The sequence below is a fragment of the Dokdonella sp. genome (assembly GCF_017744955.1).
Lineage (GTDB): Bacteria > Pseudomonadota > Gammaproteobacteria > Xanthomonadales > Rhodanobacteraceae > Dokdonella_A.
The window spans coordinates 252,286-264,245 of the sequence record NZ_JAGIAG010000004.1 but is presented as its reverse complement, the minus strand read 5'-3'; the positions used below and the strand labels follow the sequence as shown (position 1 = coordinate 264,245).

The window sequence follows — 11,960 nt, the reverse complement described above, 5'->3', positions numbered from 1 at the left end:
GAAAAGCTTTTCTCGCAGAGGCGCAGAGATGCGCAGAGAAAAGCCGAGGATTCGTTCCTTCTTTTTCTCAGCGACCTCTGCGTCTCTGCGAGAGAACCGCTTCTCCGGAAAAGACCTCTCAGTCCGCCTTGATCCAGGCCGGCGCGCGCTTGTCGAGGAACGCCGACAGCCCTTGCTGGCCTTCGGGCGACACGCGCAGGCGCGCGATCAGCGCCGCGTTTTCGGCGTCGACGCGTTCGGCCGATTCGCGCGTCATGCCGGCCATGCGCAGGGCGAGCTGCTTGGCCTCGGCCTGCGCCAGCGGGCCGCCCTTGGCGAGGAAGTGCAGGGCGCGTTCGACCGCGGCGTCGAGCTGGTCGCCCGGCACGCTCTCGTGCAGCAGGCCGATGCGCGCGGCGCTCGCGGCGTCGAACACTTCGCCGCTGACGAACAGGCGCCGCGCCTGGCGCGCGCCGATCGCCGCGATCACGTACGGCGAGATCACCGCGGGAACCAGGCCGAGCTTGATCTCGCTGAGCGAGAACTTGGCGCCGTCGACGCCGATCGCGAGGTCGCAGCAGGCGACCAGTCCGACGCCGCCGCCGTAGGCCGAGCCGTTGACGCGCGCGACGGTCGGCTTGGAGAGGAAATTCAACGTGCGCATCAAGGTCGCCAGACGCAGCGAGTCGGCGCGGTTCTCGTCCTCGCCGGCCTGCGCCATGCCGCGCATCCAGTGGAGGTCGGCGCCGGCCGAGAACGACGCACCGGCGCCGGTCAGCACGACGGCGCGCACGGCCGGATCGCGTTCGCAGTCGTCCAGGGCACCGGTCAAGTCGGCGATCAGCGCGTCGTCGAACGCGTTATGCACGTTCGGCCGGTTCAGGGTGATCGTGGCGACGGAATCGGTGGCGGTGACGAGGACGGCTTCGCTCATGAAAGGGCACTCGGATCGACAGGTGCGCGATCATACCCGCGGTCGCTCGGGCCGTTCGCACGTGAAGGTGGGCTACGCATCGCGACGCGGCGGCCATCGGCGCACGAGCGCCCGCGTCGCGCGCAGATCCGTCGCGGCTTCGTCGCACAGCCACTCCTGGAAGCGCAGGATCTTGCGGCGGTTCCGCCGCACCGCCGGGCAGGCGAACCAGAAGGCGCGTCCGTCGCCGGCGACGAAGTCGTGCGCCGGCACCAGCCGGCCCGCGTCGAGTTCGCGCCGGAACAGGATCGGCGAACCGATCGCGATGCCGTGCCCGGCCATCGCGGCGGTGATGTCGAGGTATTCGGCCGACAGCGTGGTGCCGAAGCGCTCGGCGGGGATCGCTTCGTCGAAGCCGCGCGCGCGGTACCACAGGCGCCACCAGTCGGGCCGGCCGAGCAGCGGAACGTCGAGCGGAAGATCGGGGCGGGCGAGCGCCGCCGCGGCGGCGAGCAGCGCCGGCGCGCACAGCGGCATGAAGATGCTCGGAAACAGCTCCGTCGCGTGCAGTCCCGGCCATTGGCCGTCGCCGTTGCGGATCGCCGCGTCGAAATGGCCGCCGGTGAGATCCTGCGCCTCCGCCGAGAGATCGAGTTCGATCACGATGTCCGGATGCCGGGCGCGGAAATGTCCGAGTCTCGGCGTCAGCCAACTCGTGCCGAGCGTCGGCAGCGTGGTGAGCGAAAGTCGCGTCTCGTCGACGTGCGTCGCCTTGGCGAAGCTGGCGCGCAAGGTCGCGAAGGCCTTGCTCGCTTCCCGCGAAACGAGTTCGCCCGAGGCGGTCAGCGCGACGCGCTGCGGATGGCGCTCGAACAACGGCAGGCCGAGGTGCTGTTCGAGCCGGCGCACGTGATAGCTCACCGAGGCGGCGGTGGTGTCCAGCTCCTGCGCCGCCTTGGCGAAGCTGCCCAGGCGCGCCGCGGCCTCGAAGGCGCGGATCGCCGCGAGCGGAGGGAGAGGCGGCTGGCGGAGCATAAGTCTGCCTTAGCCTGCAGGCCACTCTTCGCGTGGTCAATGGGCAGGGCGGTTGCGACGATGCCGCGTCGATTCGGCTTGGAGCGGAGACTGGCGATGCACAGACGCGATTTCCTGGCGGCCGCGGCCGTCGTGGGCGGCATGGGCCTGGCAGGCGTGCGTCCGAGCGCCGCGGCGGCGAGCGGATTGCCGCCCGGTGCGCAGGCGGCGGCGGACGCGCACCGCAAGGATTGGCAGTGGCTGCTCGGCAACTGGGACGTGCGGCATCGCCGGCTGAAGGAGCGCCTGGTCGGCGACACGCACTGGCAGGAATTCGCCGGCAAGAGCGCGACCTGGTCCACGCTGGGTGGCCTGGGCACGATCGACGACAACCTCCTCGAGTTTCCGGACGGCGCCTATCGCGGCCTCAGCCTCCGTGCGTTCGACGCTGCCGCCGGCACCTGGGCGATCTGGTGGCTGGACGGACGCCAGCCGACGCGAATCGACCCGCCGGTGCGAGGGCGCTTCGACGCCGACGGCGGCACCTTCGTCGGCGCCGACGTCTTCAAGGGGCGGCCGATCATGATGCGCTTCCGCTGGCACGACATCCACGGCGCGCGACCCTGGTGGGAGCAGGCGTTCTCGCCGGATGGCGGCGCGACCTGGGAGGTGAACTGGCGCAATTGGTTCACGCGCACCGCGGCGCGGCCGAGCCCGTTGCCGACACTCGCCGACGCGCCGCGCGACTGGGACTTCCTGGCCGGCCGTTGGAACGTGCGTCATCGCCGCTTGCGCCAGCGCTTCGCCGGCAGCACGGACTGGGACGAATTCGGCGGCACGTTCGTCAACTGGCCCGTGCTCGGCGGCTACGGCAACGTCGGCGACAACGTGATGGAGTTCCCGGGCGGGACGGTTCGCGGCGTCGGCTTCCGCGCGTTCGATCCGGCATCGCGGCAATGGCTGAGCTGGTGGCTGGACGGCCGCAGTCCGGCCGAGATCGGCGTGCCGCTGCGCGGTGCGTTCGTCGACGGCGTTGGGCAGCTCGTCGGCGCCGACGTCCACGAGCGCAAGGCGATCAAGACGCGCGTGATCTGGTCGCGCATCACCGAACGCTCGGCGCGCTGGGAGCAGGCCGGCTCCGCCGACGACGGCCGGACCTGGGAGGTGAACTGGATCAGCGACTTCGAGCGGCAGGCCTGAGTGCTCGAACGCTCGGCGCGGCACGCATCGGCAATGCGCGACGAGGCGGAGCGGTTGCGCGCGTTCGCGAGGTGATTCTCGCCTTCGTCGCCGGCGCGGTATCGCGATCCTTCGGATGGGTTCCGGCATCGACGCGCTAGGGACGTCGAAAAAGCCTATAATGCGAACCATTCTCATTTAATGCGGTCTGTCGAGCGTGCGGTTATCCGAGTTGAAGAAAGGCGCGTCCGCCGTGGTCCGTGAAGTCGAAGATGCCCATGCCGCCGATCCGATCGCGCGCCGCCTGCGCGAACTCGGCTTCGTCGGCGGCGAGCCGGTACGCGTCGTCGCCAGCGGACCGGTCGGCGGCGATCCGCTGCTGGTGCAGATCGGCTACACGCGCTTCGCGCTGCGCCGCGCCGAGGCGGCGCGCGTGCTGGTCGACGGAGGTGTCGCGTGAACGCGCTCGTCGAGTCGCCGCGCATCGCCCTGGTCGGCAATCCGAACAGCGGCAAGACCGCGCTGTTCAATCGCCTGACCGGCAGCCAGCAGAAGGTCGCCAACTACGCCGGCGTCACGGTCGAGCGCAAGGAAGGGCGCTTCGTCGCGCCGTCCGGGCGTACCCTGCGCCTGCTCGACCTGCCCGGTGCCTACAGCCTCGACGCAGCCAGCCCCGACGAGGCGATCACGCGCGACATCTGCGAGGGCCGCTATCCGGGAGAGCCGGCGCCGGACCTGATCGTCTGCGTCGCCGACGCGACCAACCTGCGCCTGCATCTGCGCTTCGTGCTCGAAGTGAAGCGCCTCGGCCGGCCGATGGTGCTGGCGCTGAACATGATGGACGCGGCGCGCAAGCGCGGCATCCGCATCGACGTCGCCGCGTTGTCGGACGCGCTCGGCGTGCCGGTGGTCGAGACGATCGCCGTGCAGCGCGGCGGTGCGGCAGCGCTGGTCGAGCACCTCGATCGCAGCGTCGCTGCCGTCGCGACCGCGCCGTCCCTGCCGGACAGCGGCGACGCCGCAGTCGAGGCCGACCTGCACGCGCAGGTGCGCGCGGCGCTCGCCGCGGCGGTGACGATGCCGCGCGCGACCTCGACCGTCGACGACGCGCTCGACCGCATCGTGCTGCACCCGATCGGCGGACTGGCGATCCTGGCGGCGGTGATGTTCCTGATCTTCCAGGCCGTGTTCTCGTGGGCCGCGCCGCTGCAGGACGCGGTCGGCGCCGGCGTCGGCGCGGCCGGCGCATGGATCGGCGGCCTGCTCGAGTCGATGCCGCTGCTGCACAGCCTGGTCACCGACGGCATCTTCGCCGGCCTCGGCACCGTGCTCGAATTCCTGCCGCAGATCCTGATCCTGTTCCTGTTCATCCTGATGCTCGAGGAATCGGGCTACCTGCCGCGCGCGGCGTTCCTGCTCGATCGCCTGATGTTCAAGGCCGGATTGACCGGGCGCTCGTTCATTCCGCTGCTGTCGAGCTTCGCCTGCGCGATCCCCGGCATCATGGCCACGCGCAGCATCCAGGACCCGCGCGATCGCCTGACCACGATCCTGGTCGCGCCGCTGATGACCTGCTCGGCGCGCCTGCCGGTCTACACCTTGCTGATCGGCGCGTTCATCCCGCGGCAGACGGTGCTCGGCCTGTTCAACCTGCAGGGCGTGGTGCTGTTCACGCTGTACTTCGCCGGCATCGTCAGCGCGCTCGCGGTGGCGTGGGTGATCAAGCGCCTGCGCCGCGACCGCAGCGAGCATGCGCTGCTGATGGAGCTGCCTTCCTACCGCCTGCCCAATCCGCGCGACGTCGCCATCGGACTGTGGGAGCGCGCGAAGATCTTCCTGCGCCGCGTGACCGGCATCATCCTCGCGCTGACCGTGCTGCTGTGGTTCCTGTCGAGCTTCCCGGCGCCGCCGGAAGGCGCGACGCTGCCGCCGATCGACTATAGCCTGGCCGGCCGCATCGGCCGCTGGATGGAGCACGTGTTCGCGCCGATCGGCTTCAACTGGCAGATCTGCATCGCGCTGATCCCGGGACTGGCCGCGCGCGAAGTCGCGGTGTCCTCGCTCGCCACGGTGTACGCGATGTCGGCGGTCGGCGAGGACGCGATCGCGGCGGAACTGGGCACCGCGATCGCCGCGCAGTGGTCGCTGGCGACCGCGCTGTCGCTGCTGGCCTGGTACGTGTTCGCGCCGCAGTGCATGTCGACGCTGGCGGTGATCCGGCGCGAGACGAATTCCTGGCGCAACGTCGGCGTCGCCGCCGGCTATCTGTTCGCGCTGGCGTATCTCGCCTCGTTCGTCACCTATCAGATCGCGAGGGCGCTGACGTGAACGCGGCGCTCTTCGCGCAGGCCGTGGTGATCGCGCTCGCCGTCGCCTGGGCGGCGTGGTTCGCGTTCCGGCGCCTGCTGCCGAAGACCTACCGGCGCCTGCTGTCGCATGCGGTGGCCGCCTTCGATCGCCCGTCCGCGCCGCGCTGGCTGCGCGAGTACGCGCGGCGCGCGCAGCCGACCAGCACCAGCGGCGGCAGCTGCGGCGACGGCTGTTCCACCTGTGGCGGCTGCGCCGCCGCCGCGAAACCGACGGTCGAAGCGCAGCCGCTGGTGTTCCGCCCGCGCGCGCCGAAGTGACGCGCGCCGGACGGAACGGACTTCGTCATTCCAGGCCGTCGGCGAAGATCCGGTCGATGTCGATCAGCGCCTGCTCGCAGTCGAGCCGCGGGAAGGACAGGCTGTTCTTCGGATCGACCACGCGCGTCGGCGAGGCGATCAGCGCGCTCTTCACGCGTTCGCGCGTGAGCGTCGGCTTGAACTGGAACAGATCGGCGATGCAGGCCGCGACCAGCGGCGCCGCCTGCGACGTGCCGCCGTAGCTCGACGTGGCGCCGGCGAGCCCGGTCGACACCGTGTAGGCGCCCGGCGCGTACAGCGCGACGTTGACGCTGCTGTTGGTGAAGCAGGTGGGCCGGTCGGCGACGATGCCGGTGTCCACGCAGCCGAGGAAGTTCTGGTTCGGCATCGTACTGTCCCAGACCGCGCCGACGGCGAGCACGTTGGACAGGCATGCCGGTGCGGCGATGCTGGTCGGCGACGCCTGGTTGCCGGAGGAAACGGTCATCAAGGTGCCGTTCGCCGCCACCGCGGCCGCCGCCTGCGCCAGCGCGATCGTCCAGGCGGTGCTGGTGTCGCAGTTGCCGGCGAACAGCTGGTCGGTGCCCAGGCTGAGGTTGACCACCTTCGTGTCGGGGTGATGGCTGGCGATCCAGTCGAGCGCGGCGACGATGTCGGCGGAGGAGTTGAAGCGGCCCTGGTCGTCGAGCATGCGCACCACCACCGTCGAGGCCGCCGGCGCGCCGCCCAGCGGCGACTGCGTGCCGTTGCCGGTGATGATGCCGGTGACGTTGGTGCCGTGGCCGTTGCCGTCCGCGGCGGCGCCGGCGCCGCTTTGCGTGTCGCTGCCGTTCGGGCAGCAGCCGGTGCCCGGCGTGGCGCTGGAGCAGAAGCATTGCTGGCCGACGATGCTGTCGGCGAGGTCGGGGTGGTTCAGGCGCGCGCCGGAATCGATCACCGCGGTCTTCACGCCCATGCCGACCAGGCCGCGCGCGCGCACGTTGCTCACGTGCGCCAGCGGCGCGGCTTCCAGCATCTGCGCGCCGCCGCCGACGTCGAGGTCGACGCGCGCCACCTCCGCCTGCCGGCGCAGCGCGTCCACCGCCTTCGTGGAAACGTCCATCGAGAGCGCGGCCACGTGTTCGAAGCGGCGCCGCAGCGTGTAGCTGCCGTCGGGCAGCGCGGCGAGCACGGCGTCGGCGCTCGCCGCGATCCGCTGCGTCCGCGCGTCGCGCTGTGCGGCGTCGTGCGCCGGCGTGCTTTCCTTCAACGCGACCACCACGGTCACCCGCGGTACGGTGCGCAGGCGCGCATAGACCTCGCTGCCGATCTTGTCGGCGGCGAGCGCGCTTCCGCTCGCCGCCAGCGACGGCAGCGCGGCGAGCAGGAGCCAGAGCAGGGTGCGAGTCATGTGCCTTCCTCCGTTGAGCGGGACGGGACGCGCCGATCAGGGTCGGTGCCCGGCGATTCTAGGCCGGGATCCGTTCCAGGCGGATGTCCGCGGAGGGAGCCTGCCGCGTCCGGGCTACACTTGCGCGCATGGAATCGATCTTCGCTCTGCACCGCGGCAGCGCCCCGCTGCTGATCAGCCTGCCGCACGACGGCACCAGGCTTCCCGACGAACTCGCCGCGCGCATGACGCCGGGCGCGCGCCGCGTGCCCGACACCGACTGGCACGTCTCGCGCCTGTACGCGTTCGCACGCGAACTCGGCGCGTCGACGATCGTGCCGGCCCATTCGCGCTACGTGGTCGACCTCAACCGGCCGCCGGACGACGTCTCGCTGTACCCGGGACAGAACACGACCGGCCTGTGCCCGATCGTGCAGTTCAGCGGCGCGCCGGTCTATCTCGACGGCCAGCAGCCGTCGACGGACGAGATCGCCGCGCGCGTCGAGCGCTACTGGAAGCCGTACCACGAGGCGCTCGCCGCCGAGATCGCGCGCCTGCGCGACGCGCACGGACGCGTGGTGCTGTGGGAAGGCCACTCGATCCGCGGCGTGGTGCCGTTCCTGTTCGAAGGACGGCTGCCGGACTTCAACCTCGGCACCGCGAACGGAGCGAGCTGCTCGCCGGCGCTGCAGCAGCGCCTGGCCGACACGCTGGCCGCGCACGGCGGCTATTCGCACGTCGTCAACGGCCGCTTCAAGGGCGGCTACATCACGCGCCACTACGGCAATCCGCGCGAGCACGTCGACGCCGTGCAGCTCGAACTCGCGCAGTCGAACTACATGGACGAAGAGCGTTTCGAGTATCTGCCCGATCGCGCCGCGGCGACCCAGGTCGTGCTGCGCGAGTTGTTGTCGCGTTGCCTGGAGACGTAATTTTTCCAGTTTGAATGCGCGCCAACGGGGCTCGTGAAAACTCCGTTGGGTTCAGCTTCGATATTCCCTCCCGACCCTAGCGTGCACACCGCGCGACGAACGGATGTCCCGCTAGCGCGCACTCAACGACTTCTGGGAGAGAATCCATGCGTAAGTCCATCCTCGCTGCCTTGATCGCCGGGGCTTTCGTCGCCAACGCGTTTGCAGCCGAGGGCACGGCAACGGCCGCGAAGGCGGTCGAGACGGCCAAGCCGGTCGCCGCTCAGGCGGTCGCCAAGACCGAAGTCGCGCAGGCGGCGAGCGGCGAAGCCGCATCGCAGACGGGCAAGGTAGAAGCCGCTTCGACGATGAAGCAGGACGCCGCCAAGGTCGAGACCGCCGCGGAAACGGGCAAGGCCGCCGGCGCAGCGACCAAGGCCGAGCCGATGGCTGCGGCGAGCGAGAAGGCCGAGGCGAAGACCGCGCAGGCCGAAAAGGCGACGCGTCATCACGCCGGCAAGCACGCCAAGCACCATCACGAAGCGAAGCAGGAAGCGCCGACGCCGGCGCAGTAAGCGCGGCCGTCGACCGGATCGAGACCCCGGGCGCAGATCCGCGCCCGGGGTTTTTTCTTGGCGGTCGTTCTAGCGCTTCGCCGCGCGTGCGGGCTCGATCGCCGGCAGGAACCACGCCAGCAACCCGATCGCCGGCAGGAAGGCGCAGATGCCGTACACCGCCTCGATGCCGATGTGGTCGGCGAGCTGGCCCAGCACCGCGGCGCCGACGCCGCCCATGCCGAAGGCGAAACCGAAGAACAGGCCGGCGACGACGCCGGTGCGGCCGGGCACGAGTTCCTGCGCGTAGACCAGGATCGCCGAGAACGCCGAGGCGAGCACCAGGCCGATGACGATCGTCAGCACCGTGGTCCAGAACAGGTTCGCGTGCGGCAGCAGCAGGGTGAACGGCAGCACGCCGAGGATCGAGCCCCAGATCACGTACTTGCGTCCGATGCGATCGCCGACCGGTCCGCCGACCAGGGTGCCGAGCGCGACCGCGCCGAGAAACACGAACAGGTGCAGCTGCGCGCTCTCCGGACTGAGCGCGAACTTGTGCATCAGGTAGAACGTGTAATAGCTGGTCAGGCTGGCGAGGTAGAAGTACTTGGAGAAGATCAGCGCGCCGAGGATCGCCATCGTGACGACGATCGTGCGCCGCGGCAGCGCCGTGCCGGTGGAGCGGCGCACCGCGCGTTGCGCCGGAATGTGCGCGCGGTACCAGCCGCCGATGCGCGTCAGCAACACGATGGCGGCGAGCGCGGCCAGCGCGAACCAGCCCACGCTGCCTTGTCCGCGCGGCATCACCACGAACGCCGCCAGCAGCGGGCCGATCGCCGAGCCGACGTTGCCGCCGACCTGGAACAGCGACTGTGCGAGCCCGTGCTGGCCGCCCGACGCCATCCGCGCGACGCGCGAGGATTCGGGATGGAACACCGACGAGCCCGAGCCGACCAGGGCCGCGGCGAGCAGCAGCATCGGGAAGGTGGTCGCCTGCGACAGCAGCAGGAGGCCGCACAGCGTGAAGCCCATGCCGATCGGCAGCGAGTACGGAAGCGGCCGTCTATCCGTATAGACGCCGACGAACGGCTGCAGCAGCGAGGCGGTGATCTGGAAGGTCAGCGTGATCAGTCCGATCTGGCCGAAGTCGAGCCTGAAGCTCTCCTTCAGCAGCGGATAGATCGCCGGCAGCAGCGACTGGATCATGTCATTGAGCAGATGGCAGGTGCTCAACATCAGCAGGATCGGAAAGGCCGTGCGCGCGACCGTTTCGCCGGCGGCGGGCGCGGGCGGCGAGGTCGGTGCGGAGTCGGGAATCGGCGAGGGTGTGTCGGAGGTGAGCGGGGAGGCGGCGTCCATGGCGCGTAGTAGACAATGCCGGGTGCGTGCCCGCATTATCGGATAGGTCAAAGTTCTTCGAGATCGGGCCAATGCGCAACGTCCACGCGACCAAGGCCGATACGCTGCCGGGCCGTATCGTCGCGACCGCCAACGAATACTCGGTCAACCATCGCGTGCATCGCCATCGCCACCGGCGTTCGCAGCTGCTGTACGCCGCCACCGGCACCATGATCGTGGGCACCGAAGCCGGCCGCTGGATCGTGCCGCCCGAGCGCGCCGTGTGGGTTCCCGCCGGCATGCAGCACGAAGTGAAGTCGCTGGTGCACGTCAGTACGCGCAGCCTCTACGTCGATCCCGCGGTCGATCCGGCGCTGCCGGTCGACTGCCGCGTGATCGCGATCTCGCCGCTGATGCGCGAACTGCTGCTGGAAACCGCCGACCTGCCGCTGCCCTACGAACCGGGCTCGCGCGCGGACGCGATCTTCTCGCTGCTGGTGCACGAGATCGTGCGCGCGCCCGTGCTGCCGCTGGACATTCCGATGCCGGCCGACGCGCGCATCGCCGCGCGCTGCCGCGCGTACCTGCGGCGACCGTCGCCGCACGAGACGATCGACGACTGGTGCCGCGACCTGGACCTGAGCCGGCGCACGTTCACGCGCCGTTTCCGCGCCGAGACCGGCGTCAGCTTCGCCAACTGGTGCCGCCAGGCGGCGATCTTCGCGGCGCTGCCCAGGCTCGCCGCCGGCGACGCGATCACGCCGCTGGCCTTCGATCTCGGCTACGACAGCGCGTCGGCGTTCACCACCATGTTCAAGCGCGTCGTCGGCGTGCCGCCGAGCCGTTACCTGGCGCAGTCGCCGTCGACTTCCTGACGCCTGCCGCCGAAGTCCGCATCGACGCCGTGGCGCGAACGCACGCATCCCGGCGCCGCGGCCTCGACACCTGTGTGGCTTCGCCGTGCCGTCGGCGAACCCGGCATCGGCTAGCATGCGGTTTCCACCTCCGTGCGCGAAGAAGGACGACGGCATGCGATTTTCCGAGTTGATGCGCAGCGTCGCGCGCAGTGGCGACACCTGGTCGGTCGAGGTCGGTGAGGACTGGGCGCAGGGGCGCAGCCTGTTCGGCGGTCTACAAGGCGCGCTGGCGGCGCGGGTGATGCGCGACCTGCTGTCGATCGAGGCGCCGCTGCGCAGCCTGCAGGTCGCGTTCCTGGCCCCGGTGCCGCCTGGACCAGTCACGCTGCACGCGCGCGTGCTGCGCACCGGCAAGAACGTGCAGCAGATCGAAGCGCGCATCGTCGCGGGCGACGATACGTTGTGCCTGGCGATCGGCGTCTACGGCGCCGCGCGCGCCTCGCGCATCGGCGTGCTGCCGACGCAGCCGCCGGTGCCGGCCGGGGCGTTGATCGCGATGCCGCGCCTGCCCGGCGTGGTGCCGGAGAATGCGCCGTCGATGCTGCCGGCGCCGCTGCGCCTGCCGTACGTGCCCGGCCTGACGCCGAACTTCACGCAGCATTTCGCCGCGCGCTGGCTGCACGGCAGCCTGCCGCTGTCCGGCAGCAGCGAAACGCACCAGGTGCTGGAGCTGGACTTGCTCGATCCGGGCGGCGATCCGCTCGACGAAACCCACGTGCTGGCGTTCGCCGATTTCATTCCGCCGATCGCGCTGAATTTCCTGACGACGCCGGCGAACGGCAGCTCGCTGAGCTGGATGGTCGAGTTCCTGCGCGACCGCTACGACGACCTGGCGCCAGACGGGTGGCGCGTGCACGCCGACCTCCTCGCCGCGCGTGACGGCTATCTCAACCAGAGCGTGAGCCTGTGGGCGCCGGACGGCACGCCGGCGGCGATCGGGCGGCAGGCGATGACGGTCTTCGGCTGATCGGGTTGCATCGCTTAGGTGTCCCTCGCCCGCGCCTGCGGCGCGATCTCTCCCGCGAGCGGGAGAGGTGAAGGCTCACGACGTGGAGCGATATCGCTGTTCTCCCCCTCCCGCAAGCGAGAGGGATGACGGCTACCGCAGTGCCGTCGCAATTCAACGATCGATCGCCACGAGGGATGACTTCCGTCGGTA

General features: G+C 70.3%; 12 protein-coding genes. 8 read left to right on the top strand and 4 right to left on the bottom strand.

Annotation, left to right across the window (positions count from 1 at the left end; genetic code table 11):
• Positions 1-118: 118 nt before the first annotated feature.
• Both J7520_RS11680 and J7520_RS11675 read right to left on the bottom strand, forming a co-directional pair.
• Positions 119-913 (bottom strand): enoyl-CoA hydratase-related protein, encoded by a 795-nt coding sequence (locus J7520_RS11680; protein ID WP_291188421.1) that lies wholly within the window; start codon positions 911-913, stop codon positions 119-121.
• 72 nt (positions 914-985) lie between these two features.
• Complete coding sequence (locus J7520_RS11675) at positions 986-1,927, bottom strand: LysR substrate-binding domain-containing protein (RefSeq protein ID WP_291188419.1); 942 nt, start codon at positions 1,925-1,927, stop codon at positions 986-988.
• 96 nt (positions 1,928-2,023) lie between these two features.
• Between J7520_RS11675 and J7520_RS11670 the strand changes: the two genes are divergently transcribed.
• The 4 genes from J7520_RS11670 to J7520_RS11655 all read left to right on the top strand — a co-directional run bounded on the left by J7520_RS11670 (position 2,024) and on the right by J7520_RS11655 (position 5,712).
• Entirely contained in the window at positions 2,024-3,106 is a 1,083-nt protein-coding gene (locus J7520_RS11670) for a hypothetical protein (protein ID WP_291188417.1), read from the top strand.
• Positions 3,107-3,302: 196 nt separating this feature from the next.
• Positions 3,303-3,545, top strand: a complete 243-nt coding sequence (locus J7520_RS11665; protein WP_291188415.1) for a FeoA family protein — start codon at positions 3,303-3,305, stop codon at positions 3,543-3,545.
• Entirely contained in the window at positions 3,542-5,413 is a 1,872-nt protein-coding gene (locus tag J7520_RS11660; RefSeq protein ID WP_291188413.1) for a ferrous iron transporter B, read from the top strand. The genes J7520_RS11665 and J7520_RS11660 overlap by 4 nt, the downstream gene beginning before the upstream one ends.
• Positions 5,410-5,712 (top strand): DUF6587 family protein, encoded by a 303-nt coding sequence (locus J7520_RS11655; protein ID WP_291188411.1) that lies wholly within the window; start codon positions 5,410-5,412, stop codon positions 5,710-5,712. The genes J7520_RS11660 and J7520_RS11655 overlap by 4 nt, the downstream gene beginning before the upstream one ends.
• A gap of 25 nt (positions 5,713-5,737) precedes the next feature.
• On the opposite strand, the gene J7520_RS11650 is transcribed toward J7520_RS11655, so the two are convergent.
• Positions 5,738-7,102, bottom strand: a complete 1,365-nt coding sequence (locus tag J7520_RS11650) for a S8 family serine peptidase (RefSeq protein WP_291188409.1) — start codon at positions 7,100-7,102, stop codon at positions 5,738-5,740.
• 128 nt (positions 7,103-7,230) lie between these two features.
• Between J7520_RS11650 and hutG the strand changes: the two genes are divergently transcribed.
• The gene (hutG, locus tag J7520_RS11645; protein ID WP_291188407.1) at positions 7,231-8,013 is read left to right on the top strand and encodes an N-formylglutamate deformylase; all 783 of its coding nucleotides are present in this window, start codon (positions 7,231-7,233) and stop codon (positions 8,011-8,013) included.
• A gap of 146 nt (positions 8,014-8,159) precedes the next feature.
• Entirely contained in the window at positions 8,160-8,567 is a 408-nt protein-coding gene (locus J7520_RS11640; RefSeq protein ID WP_291188404.1) for a hypothetical protein, read from the top strand.
• A gap of 69 nt (positions 8,568-8,636) precedes the next feature.
• Here the strand turns inward: J7520_RS11640 and J7520_RS11635 are convergent, their stop codons facing one another.
• Positions 8,637-9,905, bottom strand: coding sequence for an MFS transporter (locus tag J7520_RS11635; RefSeq protein WP_345776912.1), 1,269 nt, complete (start codon positions 9,903-9,905; stop codon positions 8,637-8,639).
• A gap of 71 nt (positions 9,906-9,976) precedes the next feature.
• Here J7520_RS11635 and J7520_RS11630 point away from each other — a divergent pair, with 71 nt between their 5' ends.
• Together J7520_RS11630 and J7520_RS11625 are read left to right on the top strand one after the other, a co-directional pair.
• Complete coding sequence (locus J7520_RS11630; RefSeq protein ID WP_291188402.1) at positions 9,977-10,759, top strand: helix-turn-helix transcriptional regulator; 783 nt, start codon at positions 9,977-9,979, stop codon at positions 10,757-10,759.
• 154 nt (positions 10,760-10,913) lie between these two features.
• A complete protein-coding gene (locus tag J7520_RS11625; protein WP_291188400.1) occupies positions 10,914-11,768 on the top strand; it encodes a thioesterase family protein in 855 nt (284 codons plus the stop codon).
• The last annotated feature ends 192 nt before the right edge of the window (positions 11,769-11,960 follow it).